Origin of the sequence: Bradyrhizobium sp. Pha-3 (genome assembly GCF_042258615.1) — a bacterium.
Taxonomy (GTDB): Bacteria; Pseudomonadota; Alphaproteobacteria; order Rhizobiales; family Xanthobacteraceae; genus Bradyrhizobium.
In genome coordinates this window covers 4150217-4167672 of sequence record NZ_CP170152.1, presented here as the reverse complement: position 1 = coordinate 4167672, position 17456 = coordinate 4150217, and the positions used below count along the sequence as shown (strand labels likewise).

Here is a 17456-nt window from a genome sequence, read left to right as displayed (position 1 = left end):
TCAGGCTCCGACCGCCCCTGGCGATTCCAGCAACAGCCATGCCAGGCGAGGCATCACGAGATATCAATCGCTTAACGACCGCAACCAGAAGCCAACGGACAATTTGTCTTTCCAGCGGCGACGAAATGTCACCGGCTCTTCGATCATCATCAGTCCTCCGCAGGCAGCCAGACCGTAAAGGTCGTACCCTTGCCGGGCTCGCTCTCAACGGAAATCTTACCACCCTGGCGCGTTACAAGCATCTGGCTGATGGACAGCCCCAAGCCGGTTCCCTCCCGCCTCTTGGTGGTGAAGAATGGATCGAAGATCCGCTGCATCACGTCCGGCGTCATACCGCCACCGGTGTCCGTTACATCGATCACGACGCCACGGCGCCTTCCCTCATTCCGATCGAAGGTTCGAACCGTCAAACGCCCGCCTCCGGACGTCGCGTGAATTGCGTTGACGAGGAGATTGACGAGCACCTGCTGCAATTCGGTGCGGTTCATCGAGATCAGACGTGAGGCGTGATATTCCGTTTCGACGCTGATCGTTGTCTTGTTCAGCAGATGTTGAACGAGCGGCAGCGTGTCGGTGACGACGACGGCAGCATCGTATTGATCGGTAAAGCCGGCGTATTCCTGCGGCTTGGCGAATTGCAGGAGCCTCGTCACAATCTCACTGACACGATGCATCTGCTCGTCGATAAGCCGAAACTCGGTTTTTGCTTCGTCGGCCCTAGCGCCCATCATATCCCTGATGATCTCCAGGTTGCCCTGCATCACCGCGATGGGATTGTTGATCTCATGAGCCACACCGGCGGTGATTTCGCCGATTGCCGCGAGCTTTTCGGACATGATGAGCTGCTTGGTGGTTGCTTCGAGCTGCTGGTTGGCATGCACGAGCTTGTTTGTGCGCTCCTCGACGCGCTGGTTAAGCTCCTGGTTCCATTGCCGCAGCTCGGCGTCGCGCTCGTGGATCTGATCGAGCAGGCGATCCAGATGAACTGCAACCTGCTCGATCTCGTCGCGCCCATCGACGGGTCCGGTTCGTGCGCCCAATTCGCCGCTTTCCACTTTCGAAATCGTCGTCGTCATCCGCTCAAGCGGACGGAAGATACTTGCCGCCCACGTCAGAAACAGCGGGACAGTCAGTGCAACGGCAACCACGAATGCCAGCGCGATTTCCAGAACGGTACCGCGCTTTGCTGCGGTGAACGGTTGCCGGAGATAACCGGCGTAGAGCATTCCGACGCGACGATTATAGCTGTCACGGATCGGCTCATAGGCAGAGATGTACCAGTCGTTGACGACGAATGCGCCATCGAGCCAGGTCCGGCCGCGATCGAGAACCGCATCTCGAACCTCCGCAGAGACACGTGTGCCAATTGCACGCTGCGCCTCGAACATCCTCACATTGGTACTGATACGTACATCATCGAGGAAAAGCGTAACGGTCCCGCGACTGCCTTCAGGCAAACCCGCCCCGGAGTAGATCAGATCATTGATTGTGTCGACGAACGCAAGGTTCTGATTGAGCAGCATCCCGCCAACCAACGCAGCCTTTCGTTCATTCGGTAGCAAAACCGGCGTCGCCGACTGCAGCACCAGTCCTCGGCTCTCCTGCGTCCGCGTGCTCGGCGCGCTTCCGAACGTCGTCACGATGTCGATCTGGGCACGCTTCGGAAGATCGGGGGAGATCGCCGCGAGTTCCACGGATTGAAACACGTCAATCGCGGTTTGTGCGCGCCCCTCAAGCGCCGAACTGATGACAGGCCAATTCCATCGTGGCGCGGCCGCCATCTGATATTCACTCGCGATCACCGTTCCATCGTCAGCGATGACGTAGAGAAAATCGAAGCCGCGAGCCTGTGCGATGTCCTTGAGATAATCGCTCAGGGCGCCGCGCTCATAGCCCGGGGCCTGCGTAATCGACTGAAAGCGCGCGGAGTTCACCGACGATACCAGATAGTCCTCGGTGTTCTCGAAAATTCGTCCGAGATATTGCCTGGCGATCGTCAGATCGTCATGGACCTTGGATGTCAATACCGCGTCGAACCTCACGTTCCAGCGATAGATGCTGATCGCAAGAAGGAGCGGAAGAATGACGAGCATCGGCAAGAGTGCCATCGCCAGCAGACGATACCGCACGGACGCCCCTGGAGAAAAACTCGCGATCAGAGCTGCCAGCTTGCGCATTTGCGGTCGATCGTTTTGCGCGAGATCCCGAGACGGCGTGCCGCTTCCTCACGGTCGCCCTCTGACTCGCGAAGCACAAAAAGGATATGGCGCCGCTCCACATCGGCGAGCGTGATATCGCTTGTCGATCTTTCGGCGCGTGACTTGAGATAATCCTCCCGGAATTCGCCGAGGATTAACGTTCGCTCGATCAGATTGCGCAGCTCCCGTATGTTACCCGGCCAATCGTACTGCAAGAGGAACGTGCGCATGCCGGCATCGATTGGAACGCGTGGCATGCCAAGCTGCTCGGAAATCTCTCGCATGAAGATCTCGGCGAGCTCGAGCACATCCTGATCGCGCTCCCGAAGGGACGGAAGATCAATCTGCATGATGTTGATACGAAAATAGAGATCCGCACGAAAAGTGCCTGCCGCAACCCGCTTCTGCAGATCGGCGTTGGTCGCGAAGACATACCGGGCGTCGATCGGCACCTCACGCTCCGAGCCGACGGGACGTACCCGACGATCCTCAAGCACGCGCAACAGCTTGCTCTGCAGATGATATGGGAGCTCGCCGATCTCGTCCAGGAAAAGGGTGCCTCCTTGCGCGAACATGAACAGACCCTCTCGGGCCTTCCCTGCGCCTGTGAACGCCCCCCTCACATGGCCGAACAGTTCGCTTTCGATCATTTCCGAAGGGATTGCACCACAGTTAACCGGCACGAACAACTTGTCAGCTCGATTGGACAACGAATGGAGCGATCGAGCGGCGACCTCCTTGCCGGTTCCGGACTCGCCGGTAAACAGAACCGGCGTCGGCAAGGGTGCCACCCGAGCGATGGTCTCCCGCGCCTTTTGAATTGCTGCGGATGCCCCAAGGAGTTTGTTACGCAGATAAAGCTGCTGCGAGGATGACTTCATCTCATGGCGCAGCACAAAATTCTCTCGCTGCAGTCGCGCTCGGTCGAGGCAACGCGCAACGGCATTCAGCAATTGATTGGATCGAAATGGCTTGATGACAAAATCAATGACGCCGATGCGCAACGCGCCGATTGCCGTATCCAGATCGGCATAGGCGGTCATAAGGATGACATCGGTGAAGAACCCGATCGCTCGCTGCTCCGCAAGCCAGTCGAGGCCAGTCTTTCCGGGCATGACGTTGTCGAGGATAACGACGTCGAAATGCTGCCCGTCGAGTTTCCGGGATGCATCCTTGGCGTCCGCAGACTCCTCGATCAGCTTGCAGCGCGGGCGCAGGAGCTTGACGAGGAAATTGCGCATGCCCGGTTCGTCGTCAACGATCAGAATCGAGGCTTGCGCAAGCCAAGGTCCGAATTCCGGGTCGACCACCGGTTCGGCAACGTCACGCGGGGCTTCCTCAGACATCCATATCTCTCCCGACTCCGCTCTCGACGACCATCATCTCAACGCAGGGCGATGGTCCTCTCCAGCGCAATGAAAAAGCGAAGGCAAAACGATATGCCTACCACAAGCCGCGCCAAGCCATAAGTCATTCCGCTCCTCGGCCGGATCGCGGACATCGCGGGAGGCACAAGTCCGCCATTGAAGCCGTCGTCCGCGATCGTCGGTTCGCGATAGCGAAAACGTCCTGACGTTGGCGTGTTGTTCCTGCCCATCTCTGGGTTGTTCTCCGGGGCGTCGATATGCGCGCGTTGGCGCTCGCGCGGGTTACTTTTCCTCGGTCGGCGTCGAGATGAACGATGACTTCCTGGGAGGCGGATCGATCGATACCTTCCTGTCGTCACCAAGGAAGACAGGCGCCAGATCCTCATCGACCATGATCTTCGCTGCCTGCAGCGCTTGCGGGCTGCCTTCAACGTCCAGGCCCGTCGCCGCCTCAAAGAGCAAGGCCCTCACGTCATCGGACGACAAGACGTTCTTCGCGAGGAGCGTGCGGACCAGGGCCTCAAGCACCAAGCCAACAATCGGTCCGTTGCCGAGCGTGCGTTCCATTGAATAGCTGCTCCCTAATGCCTGTCGCCCGATCGACCGTGGTCACCCGTTCTGTCAAACCGTTCATGAATCGTCGTCAATTGCGGTACGCATCAACGCGAAAGCCTGTCGGACACCATGCAGCTGATCGATAAGATGGAGGATGACGTCGATCCCCTCATCGTTGACGCCCAGGTCGCTCTTGAGATCGCGGATCAGGTGCGCGCGGGCCACATCCGCGTCAGAGAACTGCGCGCCTGAAGTCGCCTCGGTTGGAAGCAGCCATCGTTGCTCCAGCCAGAATTCGAGTGTCTGCACCCGCAGTCCCGAGGAGATCAGAAATTCCTGTTTGGTCAGGGTCATTACAAGGTGCCTTCACGCGGATCGAATTCTTTCCCCTTGGCCCAGTTCTCGACGAATGCTTCCAATTCCGGATCCGGCGACTTCGGCAGGACGATCGTCAGCTTCACCAATTCATCGCCGGCACTCCCGCCTCGGCGCGGGGCGCCCTTTCCTCTGAGGCGGAGTGTCGTGCCTGTATTCGATCCCTTCGGCACCGCCATGGTAACGTCGCCGGTCGGTGTCGGCACCCGGATTTGACCGCCCAGAACCGCCTCGGTCAACGAGATCGGCACTTCGAGCAGAATGTTGTCGCCATCGCGCGTAAAGCGTCGATCCGGCATGACCTCGACTTCGATGAGGGCATCGCCTGGTCCGCCTTTGCCGGCGCCGGGTGTTCCCTTGCCCTTCAGGCGCAAGACCTGCCCGTCGACCAGACCCGGCGGAATTTTCACTTCCAGCGTCCCGCCATCCGGCAGTGTGATTCGCTTGGTTGCGCCGCTGATCGATTCGACGAACGCGATCGGCAGGCGATAGTGCAGATCTTCACCGCGCCGGTTTGCGCGTGCGCGCTGCCCGCGCCTTAGCAGATCGGCGAACGCATCGTCCGAATCCATGAAGTCGGCAAAGCCGGCCCCGCTGGTGTAAGCATGCGGGTCTCCGGCATCGGCGTAGTCGCGATAGAAGTGATGCTGCGGCCGTTCGGCTCCCGTCGCGTCGATCTCGCCATTGTCGAAGCGCTTGCGCTTGTCAGCATCGCCGAGCAGGTCATAGGCCCCGGCCGCTTCCTTGAACTTCTCCTCCGCGGCCTTGTCGCCGGGATTGAGGTCCGGATGCAGCTTCTTCGCAAGCTTACGATAGGCCTTTTGTATCTCGGCGGCCGACGCTGAGGAGGACACGCCCAACACATCGTACGGGTTCTTAGCCAATGACCGCTCCCGACTTGAAGATGGCAGAGATTGGATTTGCCCGTAGCGAGGAACGGCCGAGCGCCGGGTCCCGATTATTCAACATGACCGGGATCCACGTATTTGGGGTAGTTCTTCAGTTGCTGAGGCGTCATCCGTGCGGGATCCGGTGCTCCGGGAACACCGCGCGGACCCAGCCGCGCCCGCACGATGTCGTCTTCCGTTAGCCGCGGCTTGCCGTCGTCAAGCTGTCCATTGCCTCCGAGACTCGCTGTCATCGCCCTCCAACCTCTGCACACTCTTCTTCAATGATGTTTCAGCCGCAGCTGGCCTGACAGGAACCGTCCGTGTCACGCTCAGCGTTGCTCGGGCCGCCGCTCCTCGGGTCTTTCACCGGAACGCTCCTCTCCCGATGGTCCACGGCGCGGAGGAGCGCCCATTTCCTCTCTCTGCGGTTCCGGCCTTACAGCTGGCGCAGCAGGTCTGGCCTCGATTTCCGGCCTCGCCGCCGGGCGAGCCATGGGTTCGGGGCGAGGCTCCGGCCTCGGCGCGGAATCCGGCCTTGCCTCCGGCACGCGGATTTCCTCACGCCTTCGCTCTTCCGGGGCGAGAGGTCTCGGGGCGGCCTCGGGCGACGGCGTCCGTTCACGCTCAAGCTCGCGAGGCGCAACTTTTCTTCCTTCATCCGCCGGCGACTGACGCGCCGGCGTCTCCGACGGACGTCGAGACTCCTCGAGCCGCTGCCGCGAGGGATCCTCGGGGCGCGCGCGCTTGAGATCTTCAGGCCGAGGCCTGTCCGTATTCGCGGGGACGACCTCGGCGGGCGGGCGTGGCCGAACAATGTCTCGCCCGTTCAGGACAGCTGGACGCGGCGTAGCCACCACAGGCGGCGCCCCGCCGTTTGTCCTGTTGAACAGGCGGGTGTCGTGGCTCGCGACCTCGACGTGCTTACGTTGCAACGGCGTCGGTGCGAAATGTTGTTCTTTGGCGACAGCTCTATCCGCAGCTGTCGGACGAGTCTCGACGCCGCCTCGTCCGCCATTGTAGCTGACGTTGTTCACCGTCTCATTGACGACGACGGTTTTCTGATAGACGTTTCTGATCGTCACATTCCGCACGTTGTTGACCGTGCTGTTGTAGAAGAATTGGCCACGATCCCAGCGGCCACCTTCGTAGCCAATGCCGGAATAGCCGAAGCCATAGTTGACGCCGCCGTAGAAGCCGACGCGCTCACCCCAATAGCCCGGGTGGAAAATGTAGGCTCCCGCAAGCCAGCCCCAGTAGCCCGGGGTCCACAACAGGCCCGGTCGCGGCGGCTGCACCCAGGTTCCCGGCACCCAATAGTAGTCACCGGCATCCTCATCCCACGACCAATATCCCGGAGACCAGAGATACCCCGGCGCAGGCACAGGGGGCTGTTCGTATCGAGGCAACGGCGGCGGTGGCGTTTCCACGGCCGTGACTTGAGAGCAGGCTGCTTCCTGGGACAACGCGGCCGTCGGCATGACGCATGCGCTTCCAAGCAGCAAGACAGCGAAAACTACAGGAGATGTCGTCGTCAGCAGTCGCTTCAACATATGAGAACCTTGGCGAAAAAACGTTGCTATTCGCGTGATGCACGACACCGTTCGCAGCGGCGAACGGTGTCAGTTTCGGTACGCCCTAGCGACCCGGCTGCAGCGTCACGCTCTCCAATCCTGCTGCGACGATCAGGCCGGTTTCCGCTTGCACGCTCAGGGGTTGCAGCGCGATGCTGTTGTTCGAACCGCCCAGCAGCACGTTGCCGCCGACGCCGACGATTGCCGCAGCCATCGCGTCGACGCCGACATACGTCCCGGCGATATCGCCGCGGCCGGGCTGGGCAATGGGCGCGAACACCGACCAGGCAAGCGCGGTGCTCTCGGTAATGCCGATGTCGAGACCGACCTTCTGAATCGTCGCGACATAGTAATCTTCGGGTAGTCCGTTGATGCGCAAGACACACGCCAGATTGGTCACCGCGCCTACGATAAAGCCGATGCTCGGCCCACCCTTGCATTCAAGTACGCCGACTTGCACCTTTTGAACGGGCTGCTGGGCTTGCGCGGTTGATACCAGGGCGGCCAGCATTGCTCCGGCAAAGGCAGTGAGGACCGTCGAACGTCGTCGCATAAGAAAGCTCCTACAAAAGGAAGGCGGAATGCCTTCAAGACGTCTGCTGAAGTCTGAGTAAAAAGACGCAACCGGGATTGCATTCCAGCACTTGAGAGCTGGCGTTTCGTCCCGACAGCGCTGCAAAGCGCGATTGATCGTCGCGGGCTCGCGCCCGCGCTTACGGAAGCGCGTTACTTCGAATTCTTCTTGTCGTCGTCGATTTCGGTGAATTCGGCGTCGACGACATTGTCTCTGCCTGAGCCCGGGGCCGCACCAGGATCCGCCTGCGCGGCACTCTGCATGGCCTCCGCAAGCTTCATCGAATGCTGCTGCAAGGCGCTCACTTTCGTGTTGATCGTCGTGGCATCGTCGCCCTTCAACGCTTCGCGCAAATCAGACATCGCGCTTTCGATCGCGCCGCGGTCCGGTGCCGCGAGCTTTGAGCCATGCTCGGCGACTGTCTTCTCCGTTGCGTGCAGAAGTGCCTCGGCAGCGTTCTTCGCTTCGACTGCTTCCTTCCGCTTCTTGTCCTCCGCAGCATGAGCTTCTGCATCCTTGACCATCTTTTCGATGTCGCTCTCGGACAGGCCGCCGGATGCCTGAATCTGAATGTTCTGTTCCTTGCCGGTGCCCTTGTCCTTGGCCGAAACGTTGACGATGCCGTTGGCATCGATGTCGAACGTCACCTCGATCTGCGGGACGCCGCGCGGCGCCGGGGCAATACCGACGAGATCGAACTGGCCGAGAAACTTGTTGTCGGATGCCATCTCGCGCTCGCCCTGGAAGACGCGGATCGTCACTGCACTCTGGTTGTCCTCGGCGGTGGAGAACACCTGGCTCTTCTTCGCTGGAACCGTCGTGTTGCGCTCGATCAGCCGGGTGAACACGCCCCCCAGCGTCTCGAGGCCGAGTGAAAGCGGCGTCACGTCGAGCAGCAGCACGTCCTTGACGTCGCCCTGCAGGACGCCGGCCTGGATTGCCGCGCCGACGGCGACAACCTCATCGGGATTGACGCCCTTGTGCGGCTCCTTGCCGAAGATCTTCTGCACGACCTCCTGGATCTTCGGCATGCGGGTCTGGCCGCCGACGAGCACGACTTCGTCGATGTCCTTGGCCGTAAGCCCGGCGTCCTTCAGGGCATTGAGGCACGGCTCGATCGTCCGCTGAACGAGGTCCTCGACCAGGGACTCGAATTTGGCGCGCGTGATCTTGACCTGAAGGTGCTTTGGGCCGGAGGCATCCGCGGTGATGAACGGCAGGTTGACTTCCGTCTGGGTGACGGTGGAAAGCTCGATCTTGGCCTTTTCAGCCGCCTCCTTGAGGCGCTGAAGGGCGAGCTTGTCGTTGCGCAGATCAATACCTTGCTGCTTCTGGAACTCGTCGGCAAGGTAGTTGACCAGCCGCATGTCGAAGTCTTCGCCACCCAGGAAGGTGTCGCCGTTGGTCGCCTTCACCTCAAATACCCCATCGCCGATATCGAGAACGGAGATGTCAAAGGTGCCGCCGCCGAGATCGTAGACAGCGATCTTGGCCTGCTTTTTCTTGTCGAGACCGTAGGCAAGCGCAGCCGCAGTAGGCTCGTTGATAATGCGGAGAACCTCGAGACCGGCGATCTTGCCGGCGTCCTTGGTGGCCTGGCGCTGCGCGTCGTTGAAATAGGCGGGAACAGTGATAACGGCCTGCGTGATCTTCTCACCGAGATTGGCCTCGCCGGTCTCCTTCATCTTCTGCAGGATGAAGGCCGATATCTGGGAGGGCGAATACGGCTTTCCCTCGGCCTCGACCCAAGCGTCGCCATTGGACGCTTTGATGATCTTGTAGGGGACGAGCGTCTTGTCCTTCTCGACCGTCGGATCATCGTAGCGGCGCCCGATCAGGCGCTTCACCGCGAAGATGGTATTGGTCGGGTTGGTCACCGCCTGCCGCCGGGCCGGCTGTCCGACCAGGCGTTCGCCATCGGACGTGAACGCCACGACGGAAGGTGTCGTACGCGCGCCCTCGGCGTTCTCGATGATGCGCGTGTTCTTGCCATCCATGACCGCGACGCATGAATTGGTCGTCCCGAGGTCGATTCCGATCACTTTTGCCACGTCGCGCTCCTCTGACTTTTTCGTTGATCGACTATGTGCGGCTTGCGCCCTGCGCCACTACCGTTGAGCAACACATGTGCCACATCACGTCCCACGTGATTTCAACGACTTACGCAGCGAGATCACTACACGTCGGACATTTTGTCCGGAGCGCCTCGGACAAAGTGTCTATTGGCTTAGGCACGCGTGACGGGCCTCGGTCTGTCCTGCCGTAACCGACACTACGGAAAGATTGTCGATTACCGCTGGACAAGTTGTCCGTCGATCCACCGAAGCCACGTCGTAAGCTGCTGACGTTGTTCAGTCAGTCGGGTGGCACGCATGTTGCGATAGAACTTCTCGATAACGTTCACTCGGGACGTTGACTAACGGGGCAACCGCTTCAGATCATTGGCTTGCGCGAGCAATGACATGACCAACCAAACCCAGACTATTTCGGTGCGACGCCTTGCATTCACCGATCGTAGTGACGGCGAGCTCATTCGTGTTGTTCCGGTTGAGGTCCCCGTCGCAATCGAGGTCTGTGGAATAGGCTATGCCGTGATGATGGCGACACCGTCGGACCTTCGCGACTACGCGGCGGGATTCGCGTTGGCCGAGGGCCTTATCAAGCATGTACAGGACCTCAGTGACATCATCGTCCACGAGACGGAAGGCGGTTGGATCATCCGGCTTACCTTACCTCGAGAAGGCGCGACAATCGCACTGGAGCGCGCTCGCAAGCGCGTTTCGGAAAGCAGCTGCGGGCTATGCGGATTGGAAAATATCCAGCAGGTGCTGCGCCCGTTGCCGCCGATACGTGGGCGCATCACCACGAGCCGGGAAGCCATCGCTGACGCGCTAAATGCCCTGCAACACCATCAGATGCTCGGTCGATCCACCGGCGGAACACATGCGGCGGCATTCTGCCGCCCCGACGGATCAATCCTGTGCGTTCGGGAGGACGTCGGTCGACATAATGCGCTCGACAAGCTGATCGGCGCGCTGGCGCTGTCCGACATCCCAGCGTCCGGCGGTTTCCTGCTGCTCTCTGCCAGATGCAGCTATGAACTTGTTGAGAAGGCCGTTCGCGCAGGCTGTCCGATGCTCGTCACCATTTCAGCGCCTACGAGCCTTGCGGTCGAACGCGCAGAGCAGGCGGGACTCACGCTCGTCGCACTAGCTCGCCCGGACTCCGCCCTGATCGTTTGCGACGTGCACCGAAACATCTCGTAAGGAAGTCTGTGTGCACGTCCATGGAGAATACATCTGCCGTCGGGCATGCAGTCATCGGAGAGCTACTCCGGACGCCCGCTGCCCAGCAGGGCGGAATCCCAGCCCGCCGCAGTCGCACCAGCATTGTAGGTCGATTCCAGGAAGCCAAGCAGATCACCGTCAGGATCGCCAGACTTGCACAGGTCGTCGTAGTCGAGGAGAAACTCGCCCAGGCTGGCGTCCCATCGCGCGGCGCTTGGACCGATCTTCGCGATCTCGATACCTTGTGGCTGCGGATAGGTGAAGGAGTAGAATGCGGGTCTGGGATAGGAGGGATCACCCGACCACCACCCCATCTCCATCAACTCTGCATTCATCGCATTGCGCCGGACAAAATCAGCGTTCGGCGCCGGTGAAGCGGGTTTGCCGGTATAGAACGGCACGCGAATATCGAACGTCCCCCACATCAGGCCGATGGGTTGCGTCTTGCCCGTGAACCGCCCCTGGAAGACCTGCATGACGCGTTGCGTACTGAGGAGAATGCGCCACCAGGCGTTGACCATGTCGCGGTCGTATGGGCGCTGCTGCCTATCCTCGTCGAACGGGATCTGGTTGGACACTTCCTGCGGCATCAGCGTGATGGCAGCATCTACCCCCGCATGACGAAGTCGGTCGAGGAACGTGTCGACCAGTGCGGCGACGGACGTCGGGCCCAGCGGCAGCTGTCCCGATACGCCCGAACTCGTGAGCCACTGCAACTCGTACGAGACGAAGTCGGCGCGGACCTCGTAGACGCCGCCGGCGTAAGGGATCGGACCGGTGGTAAGGCCTCTCGCGCCGAGCCATAGCGGAACCTCGGACCATTGCGCCTGGAAAGGCCCGGCCAGCTTGAGCTTGCCAACGGCCTGCAACACCATGTGGAGAAGATGCCGCGTCTGCTCGAAGGCCTGGCAGGATAGAGCTGGCCAAAGATCGCCAGAAGGAGCATTGGAAGATAACTTGCCGGCACTCATGGCATGTCCTCGCAAAGTTGCTGTGTCGGGGGAATTCGCGCCTTGGCTTCAACACAAGCTCTGATCATGGAGGGCTCGATCAACCATTCAACGCGTGGAAACCCGAAAGTCATCATGCGCCTATCGCAAGCCACGCCAAGGCTTGACGACTCCTGCTTCGAGAGCTTTTCGACGAACTGAAACCGCTGTGTATAGCTGCGCAACCTTGATCACGTTCGATCGATCAAGGACCATTTCTTCGTCCAGATCCTGAATTGCACGCTCGAAGCGCTTCCGTCGCCACGCCTCAACTCGACGCAATCGCTGCACAAGCGGCCGGACGTCATCGATCGCAGACGCGGCCTGATCGATCTTGCTCGACACTCGATCCCTCCCCAGCCTGCATGATCAATGCTAGCGCCGTTTTCGGGCACGTCCAGAGCGTACAGATCGCGCCTGTACCAAACCTGCATCAGACAAATTGTCCGATCGACTTCGACAAAGTGTCCGCGGGCTAACCGACCAACACCTTAAGCTGCTGATATGACTTGCCGCGCCGATGGCACACGTATTGCTGCTGGTTGATCCGCTCGATGGTCTATACCGTCGCATGTACGATCAGGATGGTTCACGATGCTCAATGTTGACGTGAACGAGACAGATGACGAACTCCAAATCGTTGCAGAGCTGCATGGTCTAACGGCAAACGACATAGACGTGTCCGTCGAGCGTGGTGTACTTACCATCATCGCCGAGCGGCAGGTAAACGACGGTCGCGGTGCCGAACGGACAATCAGAGTCTTGAGCTCGATGCTATTACCCCGTTCGGTCGATGCTCATAAGATAAGCGCGTACTTCGACAACGGCGTGATGACCGTGACGCTTCCCAAGCACAGGTAGTCGATCCAAGCCGGCACTGCTAGAAGCATCGGGGCCATTGCGCGGCCGTCTTGGAAGCGAGCGGGAATTTCAGCTCGCGACGCCGACTTTCGCGGGCCTCAACGAACGCGATCCGATCGTGTAACCTGGCTGCACGACCGTCGTGACCGTGCCGCTTGGCACTGACGGATCTTGGACCTGGAACATGGCCTCGTGCAAGTGAGGATCAAATCGGCTTCCGGTCGGATCAAGCTTCTTGACGCCGTGCGCCTCCAGTGATCGCAGCAGCTCCTTTTCGGTAAGCTCCACACCCGCGACAAACGTCTTGAAGGGGCCGGCATTGCCGCGCAGCTCCGAGGGAAGACTGGATATCGCACGCTCCAGGTTGTCCGCGACGTTGACCATATCGCCCGCGAACTTGGTCACGGCGTATTGCCGCATGTCGTTCAACTCGCGCTCAGCCCGCCGGCGTACATTCTCGGCATCTGCGAGCGCCCGAAGCAGGCGGTCCTTGAGGTCAACATTTTCCGCCACGAGCCGCGCGATAGCATCATGCGCGTCTTCTGCTCCTCCCGGCGGGACGCTCGCAGCATCTGGCGATTCGGAGGCTGCTTCCCTTGCAGAATCCTCAGGCGTCACCCTCTCTACATCTTGCCTCTCCTGATGAGTCCCTCCTTGAGTGTGGTGTGGGTGAATCTGTCTGTTGTGATGAGGATTCCTGGGCGTGCTGTTATTGGTCATGGCAGCTCTCTTATCTTTGCCGTTGATTTGTTGAGGGCCAGTCGGAAGAGCGCCGTTCTTCGCGCGCCCGAGCCGGCCGTCTACCGCGCATCCCGAAGCTGCAGGCCCAGGCCAATCAGCGTGCAGCCCTGGAAAACCAGGTCGACCGACAACAACAGACCAAGCAGCCAGAGACTGTTGAGCGGCCACCCCAGGAGAAACGCCAATCCTGCGATCGCGGTGAGCAGTCCGGAGGCAAATAGCCAGCCCCAGCCACGATCTCCCCTTGCTCTGAAGCCAAGCAGCAGGCGCATGAGGCCCGACGCGATCGTGAAAACAGCCAATATGAGAGTCAGAACAAGCGAAGCGATTGCTGGATCCAGAACGATTGTCGTACCGGCTGCAGCATAGAAGAAGCCGCCCAGGCCCCAAAGAAAGAACCCACGCCAGTTCTTGACGCTAAACGCATGGACGATCTGGAAAGCGCCCGCGATGATCATCAAGACGCCGATGTAGAAGATCGTTGCTATGGTCGCCAACAGCAGATTGCTGAGTGCTCCGAAGCCAAGCACAATAAAAAGAATGCCCAGGGCGACGAACCAACCCCACTTCCCTCGCGCTTCGGTCATCAATCCCGTGAACGCTCGCTTCGGTTCCGACATTCCACATGTCTGCGCCATAGATGATTTGTCCAAAGATCGAGTTGCTCTTGGTAGATCGCGAGTCTCGCTGCACGCGGATCGGCCCCCTGCGTGCGAACGGCGCCATCCTCGCATCACGGCAACGCAATCGCCGTGCCAGGTCGCAAGCGGTGCGATTTCAATGTGTTATGGAGATCGACTTCGTAAGGAGGTCATTTTGTCCGAGATCCCCCGGACAAAATGACCGGGGGTCGAGGACCGACAGACCGGGCGAGAGCGGTTTCGACCACCTGAGCCGAGGTCGCTGCGGTCGGCATGGGTCGGACGCAATTAGCAATCGATCACCTGCAAACGGCGCAACTCTGCGAGCACAGCCAGCAGCGGGAGCCCGATAATCGTAAAGTAGTCGCCGTCGATCTCGGTGAAAAGCTGCACACCCTCACCATCAATCCTATAGACACCAGGGCTTTGCAAGGCAGACGGCCCTACGCGGGCCAGGTAACGGCTGGCATACGGTGGATCGAGCCTGCACATCGTCAAGCGAGCGACGCCGACATGGCGCCAGAGCGCATTTCCATCACGGGCGACGACGGCAGCACTATTCACCTGATGGGTGCGATTGGACAGCAGGAGCAGGCGCCTGCGGCCTTCATCCATGTCGGCAGGAGCACGCAGAATGTCATCGTCGAGCGCCACGACCTGCTTGCAGCCAAGAACGATAGCTCCCGAGTTTCGTTCGCTGATTGCTGTCGCCTTGGCTTCCGCGACGACGAGGGCAATGCACTCTGGAGAGCTGCCGGTCTCAACAAGAGGCGCTTCGAGCGCCCCGTCGTCGAGATCAATGGCTTGAAGCTCGACACCAATCCCAGCATTCCTCAGCAACTTCTCGGCGGCCGGGCTTTCCGAAGCAAGAATGATATTGGCGGTCATGTCACGGATCCTTCCGATCGACCTCGATAACGGCCTCAAGTGCCTGGCGGCGTACCACCATCCCGAACGAACCGATCTACCGGACCCAGTGCGGCTCGGGAAGGATCGGGCTCACGATCCACTTCCGGGCTGGTCGGAGCAGTCGTCCGGTTGGTGCCCGGTGCTTTGGTGTAGGGAAAGAGTTCGAGTCCCGTTGGAACCGCCTCCACATAGAGGGATTGGCTTGGAAAGGCGAAATCAGAGCCGGCCTTTGCCACGATCGCCTTGATGGCATACGCGAGCTCCTCCTTTATCTTCAGCCAGTCACCCCAGACCGTGGTGCGGGTGAAGCAATAGACTATGACATCGATCGACGAGTCATTGAACTTGTCGACGCGTACGAACGCGACCGCTTCAGGGGGATGAACGAAATCCTGATTGCCGAGGATGTAAGCCTCGATTGCATTACGGACATCGCGAAGCTGGTCGATAGTCGTGCTGTAATCGAGGCCGACGATCCAGGAAATACGTCGGGACGTCATCTGCGAGAAGTTGGTGACGGCATTGTCCGCCAAATACGAGTTCGGAACGAATACGGGTGCTTGATCGAACCGGCGGACCTTCGTCGTCCGCAGACCAATGGTCTCAACCGTGCCTTCGACAATCCCCTCGGCGAGTATCCAATCGCCGTTTCGAAAGCGCTGTTCTCCAATGATGAAGATTCCAGAGATCAGGTTCTTGAAGAGATTCTGAGCGCCCAGCGCCACCGCAACACCGACGAGCCCGAAGCTCGCCAGCACCGGGCCGACGTGAATGCCCCAGACCTCCAGGACAGCGGTAGCGCCTAGCGCAACGATGATGGCGCGTCCGACCCTGACGGTCCAACCGATCATGGCCTTGCTGAAGATCGGCGTTCGACCATCCAGAACGGCGCATAGGGGCCCGATCACCTCGAACAATGCCCAGAAGATCGTAAATGCAATCAACGATTGATCGATCTGGAGAAGCCCATCCTTGAGCCTCTGATTGGTAAGAATAAACTCCCCGATAATGAGGATCGCCAAGACGATCGGAATGGACTGGAGATGAGGAGCAAGAGCCTCGACGATCGTTCGGCTGAGGTCTCCTTCCTTGCCCGAGGACCAAGAGTGGATACGAGAAATGATCGTGCGGCTAAAGAAGCGCCGGATCAGCACCGCGATTGCGAGAATGACGATCGAAACGACGAGGTGTCCGACAGTCAGGTCCAGGATGCTTCGCTGCCAGAACGAAAGAAAGATCGTCCAGAGCGCAGTCAGATCGTAGTTCGAGGTATGTGTCATTTGGGAATCTGCCGGGAACGACTATGCATCCCGGTCAATGTTCGCGGCTTCGCGACAAGCGGGACGGTTTGGAAACCAAGATGAATGAAACTGGACTATCGTAACCACAGTCTGATCAGGCCCGAGACGAAGCCGACCGCCACAACGCTTGCGATCCAGATCGCGGCCATCCACACGAGCCGTTGCCATAGCGGAATCCGCGCCTGCATCAGTGATATCCTGCGGTGCCGGCCTTGCCGCGAAACACCCAGTAGGCCCAACCCGTGTAGGCGAGGATGAGCGGAATGATAACGCAGGCGCCCACCAGCATGAACAATTGGCTTTCGGCTGGTGCCGCGGCATCCCAGATCGTAATCGCGCGCGGAACAGCGTAAGGATAAATGCTGATTCCGAGCCCGATGAAGCTCAACAAGAACAGTGCCAGCGCCATGAGGAACGGCAGCCGCTCGAACTCACGCTTCAGGCTCCAGAAGAAGGTTGCCGAGCAGATCAGTACCAATAATGGCACCTGAGCCGTCAACAAGACGCCGGGCATCGCGAACCATCGCCGCCAGTAGTCATAGTCGAGGAACGGCGTCACCGCGCTGACGGCCGCCAGCGCCAGAAGTGTGCCGGCGCCGAGCCAGAAGGCGGCACGGCGTGCGTGACGTTGGCTGGTCCCCTCGGTCTTCCAGATCAGCCACGTTGCGCCGAGCAGCGCATAGCCAATCACAACCGCGACGCCGGTCAGGATGCTGAATGGGCTCAGCCAGTCGAGCCAGCCTCCAGCATATGCGTCATTGACAACGTGGATACCCTGCAGAATTGCGCCGAGAGTCACGCCTTGCGCAAAGGCGGCCACCAGGGAGCCCAACCAGAACGCAATGTCCCATAGCGGCCTATGCCCTGGATCGCGCCAGCGGAACTCAAAGGCGACGCCACGGAAGACGAGCCCAAGCAGCATGGCGATCATCAACGGATAGGTAGCCGGAAGGATGATCGCATAGGCGAGCGGAAACGCCGCCAACAGACCGCCGCCGCCCATCACCAACCACGTCTCGTTGCCATCCCAGACCGGCGCGATCGAATTCATGGCCTGGTCGCGCTCATCGCCGACCGCGAAACTCGGGAACAGAATTCCGATGCCGAGGTCGAACCCGTCCATGACGACGTAGGCCATCACCGCAAAGCCGATAATGGCAGCCCAGAAGGTGGTAAGGTCGATGCTGTACATTGGCC

19 protein-coding genes are annotated in these 17456 nt (G+C 59.9%); 2 read left to right on the top strand and 17 right to left on the bottom strand.

What is annotated here, in order from left to right; translation table 11 throughout:
- Nucleotides 1-149 precede the first annotated feature (149 nt).
- From ACE10Z_RS19720 to dnaK, 9 genes are all read right to left on the bottom strand, one after another.
- Nucleotides 150-2177, bottom strand: coding sequence for an ATP-binding protein (locus ACE10Z_RS19720; RefSeq protein WP_375789385.1), 2028 nt, complete (start codon nt 2175-2177; stop codon nt 150-152).
- On the bottom strand, nt 2156-3544 hold the full coding sequence (locus tag ACE10Z_RS19715) for a sigma-54-dependent transcriptional regulator (protein ID WP_375789384.1): 1389 nt from the start codon (nt 3542-3544) through the stop codon (nt 2156-2158). The genes ACE10Z_RS19720 and ACE10Z_RS19715 overlap by 22 nt, the downstream gene beginning before the upstream one ends.
- Nucleotides 3545-3847: 303 nt before the next feature.
- The gene (locus ACE10Z_RS19710; RefSeq protein WP_375789383.1) at nt 3848-4132 is read right to left on the bottom strand and encodes a hypothetical protein; all 285 of its coding nucleotides are present in this window, start codon (nt 4130-4132) and stop codon (nt 3848-3850) included.
- Between the two features lie 63 nt (nt 4133-4195).
- Complete coding sequence (locus ACE10Z_RS19705; RefSeq protein WP_375789881.1) at nt 4196-4468, bottom strand: chaperone modulator CbpM; 273 nt, start codon at nt 4466-4468, stop codon at nt 4196-4198.
- A gap of 5 nt (nt 4469-4473) precedes the next feature.
- Nucleotides 4474-5379, bottom strand: a complete 906-nt coding sequence (locus ACE10Z_RS19700) for a DnaJ C-terminal domain-containing protein (protein ID WP_375789382.1) — start codon at nt 5377-5379, stop codon at nt 4474-4476.
- Nucleotides 5380-5453: 74 nt separating this feature from the next.
- Entirely contained in the window at nt 5454-5636 is a 183-nt protein-coding gene (locus ACE10Z_RS19695) for a hypothetical protein (RefSeq protein WP_375789381.1), read from the bottom strand.
- A gap of 78 nt (nt 5637-5714) precedes the next feature.
- Nucleotides 5715-6863, bottom strand: a complete 1149-nt coding sequence (locus ACE10Z_RS19690; RefSeq protein ID WP_375789380.1) for a hypothetical protein — start codon at nt 6861-6863, stop codon at nt 5715-5717.
- Nucleotides 6864-7020: 157 nt separating this feature from the next.
- The gene (locus ACE10Z_RS19685) at nt 7021-7509 is read right to left on the bottom strand and encodes a DUF992 domain-containing protein (RefSeq protein WP_375789379.1); all 489 of its coding nucleotides are present in this window, start codon (nt 7507-7509) and stop codon (nt 7021-7023) included.
- A 173-nt stretch (nt 7510-7682) separates the two neighbouring features.
- On the bottom strand, nt 7683-9581 hold the full coding sequence (dnaK, locus tag ACE10Z_RS19680) for a molecular chaperone DnaK (RefSeq protein ID WP_375789378.1): 1899 nt from the start codon (nt 9579-9581) through the stop codon (nt 7683-7685).
- 411 nt (nt 9582-9992) lie between these two features.
- Here dnaK and fdhD point away from each other — a divergent pair, with 411 nt between their 5' ends.
- On the top strand, nt 9993-10796 hold the full coding sequence (gene fdhD, locus ACE10Z_RS19675; RefSeq protein WP_375789377.1) for a formate dehydrogenase accessory sulfurtransferase FdhD: 804 nt from the start codon (nt 9993-9995) through the stop codon (nt 10794-10796).
- Between the two features lie 62 nt (nt 10797-10858).
- On the opposite strand, the gene ACE10Z_RS19670 is transcribed toward fdhD, so the two are convergent.
- Together ACE10Z_RS19670 and ACE10Z_RS19665 are read right to left on the bottom strand one after the other, a co-directional pair.
- Entirely contained in the window at nt 10859-11788 is a 930-nt protein-coding gene (locus tag ACE10Z_RS19670) for a DUF5996 family protein (RefSeq protein ID WP_375789376.1), read from the bottom strand.
- Nucleotides 11789-11908: 120 nt separating this feature from the next.
- Nucleotides 11909-12151 carry a hypothetical protein gene (locus tag ACE10Z_RS19665; protein ID WP_375789375.1) on the bottom strand — a complete coding sequence of 81 codons (243 nt, stop codon included), beginning with the start codon at nt 12149-12151 and terminating at the stop codon, nt 11909-11911.
- Between the two features lie 249 nt (nt 12152-12400).
- On the opposite strand from ACE10Z_RS19665, the gene ACE10Z_RS19660 reads away from it, so the two are divergent.
- Entirely contained in the window at nt 12401-12667 is a 267-nt protein-coding gene (locus ACE10Z_RS19660; RefSeq protein WP_375789374.1) for an Hsp20/alpha crystallin family protein, read from the top strand.
- 69 nt (nt 12668-12736) lie between these two features.
- Here ACE10Z_RS19660 and grpE read toward each other — a convergent pair whose 3' ends face one another.
- The 6 genes from grpE to cydB all read right to left on the bottom strand — a co-directional run bounded on the left by grpE (nt 12737) and on the right by cydB (nt 17451).
- A complete protein-coding gene (gene grpE, locus ACE10Z_RS19655; protein WP_375789373.1) occupies nt 12737-13387 on the bottom strand; it encodes a nucleotide exchange factor GrpE in 651 nt (216 codons plus the stop codon).
- Between the two features lie 80 nt (nt 13388-13467).
- The gene (locus tag ACE10Z_RS19650) at nt 13468-14028 is read right to left on the bottom strand and encodes an HdeD family acid-resistance protein (protein ID WP_375789372.1); all 561 of its coding nucleotides are present in this window, start codon (nt 14026-14028) and stop codon (nt 13468-13470) included.
- A gap of 309 nt (nt 14029-14337) precedes the next feature.
- Nucleotides 14338-14937, bottom strand: a complete 600-nt coding sequence (locus ACE10Z_RS19645; protein ID WP_375789371.1) for a Maf family protein — start codon at nt 14935-14937, stop codon at nt 14338-14340.
- A 35-nt stretch (nt 14938-14972) separates the two neighbouring features.
- The gene (locus ACE10Z_RS19640; RefSeq protein WP_375789370.1) at nt 14973-16238 is read right to left on the bottom strand and encodes a mechanosensitive ion channel family protein; all 1266 of its coding nucleotides are present in this window, start codon (nt 16236-16238) and stop codon (nt 14973-14975) included.
- 95 nt (nt 16239-16333) lie between these two features.
- Entirely contained in the window at nt 16334-16408 is a 75-nt protein-coding gene (locus ACE10Z_RS19635) for a hypothetical protein (RefSeq protein ID WP_375789880.1), read from the bottom strand.
- A 38-nt stretch (nt 16409-16446) separates the two neighbouring features.
- Nucleotides 16447-17451: a cytochrome d ubiquinol oxidase subunit II gene (gene cydB, locus ACE10Z_RS19630; RefSeq protein WP_375789369.1), complete on the bottom strand. Its 1005-nt coding sequence runs from the start codon at nt 17449-17451 to the stop codon at nt 16447-16449.
- Between the last annotated feature and the right edge of the window lie 5 nt (nt 17452-17456).

What these genes read in the sequence shown, in the direction of transcription:
- ACE10Z_RS19720 (WP_375789385.1), bottom strand. Translation starts at nt 2,177, where the DNA reads ATGCGCAAGCTGGCAGCTCTGATCGCGAGTTTTTCTCCAGGGGCGTCC.
- ACE10Z_RS19715 (WP_375789384.1), bottom strand. Translation starts at nt 3,544, where the DNA reads ATGTCTGAGGAAGCCCCGCGTGACGTTGCCGAACCGGTGGTCGACCCG.
- ACE10Z_RS19710 (WP_375789383.1), bottom strand. Translation starts at nt 4,132, where the DNA reads ATGGAACGCACGCTCGGCAACGGACCGATTGTTGGCTTGGTGCTTGAG.
- ACE10Z_RS19695 (WP_375789381.1), bottom strand. Translation starts at nt 5,636, where the DNA reads ATGACAGCGAGTCTCGGAGGCAATGGACAGCTTGACGACGGCAAGCCG.
- ACE10Z_RS19690 (WP_375789380.1), bottom strand. Translation starts at nt 6,863, where the DNA reads ATGCCGACGGCCGCGTTGTCCCAGGAAGCAGCCTGCTCTCAAGTCACG.
- ACE10Z_RS19685 (WP_375789379.1), bottom strand. Translation starts at nt 7,509, where the DNA reads ATGCGACGACGTTCGACGGTCCTCACTGCCTTTGCCGGAGCAATGCTG.
- fdhD (WP_375789377.1), top strand. Translation starts at nt 9,993, where the DNA reads ATGACCAACCAAACCCAGACTATTTCGGTGCGACGCCTTGCATTCACC.
- ACE10Z_RS19670 (WP_375789376.1), bottom strand. Translation starts at nt 11,788, where the DNA reads ATGAGTGCCGGCAAGTTATCTTCCAATGCTCCTTCTGGCGATCTTTGG.
- ACE10Z_RS19660 (WP_375789374.1), top strand. Translation starts at nt 12,401, where the DNA reads ATGCTCAATGTTGACGTGAACGAGACAGATGACGAACTCCAAATCGTT.
- grpE (WP_375789373.1), bottom strand. Translation starts at nt 13,387, where the DNA reads ATGACCAATAACAGCACGCCCAGGAATCCTCATCACAACAGACAGATT.
- ACE10Z_RS19650 (WP_375789372.1), bottom strand. Translation starts at nt 14,028, where the DNA reads ATGTCGGAACCGAAGCGAGCGTTCACGGGATTGATGACCGAAGCGCGA.
- ACE10Z_RS19645 (WP_375789371.1), bottom strand. Translation starts at nt 14,937, where the DNA reads ATGACCGCCAATATCATTCTTGCTTCGGAAAGCCCGGCCGCCGAGAAG.
- ACE10Z_RS19640 (WP_375789370.1), bottom strand. Translation starts at nt 16,238, where the DNA reads ATGACACATACCTCGAACTACGATCTGACTGCGCTCTGGACGATCTTT.
- cydB (WP_375789369.1), bottom strand. Translation starts at nt 17,451, where the DNA reads ATGTACAGCATCGACCTTACCACCTTCTGGGCTGCCATTATCGGCTTT.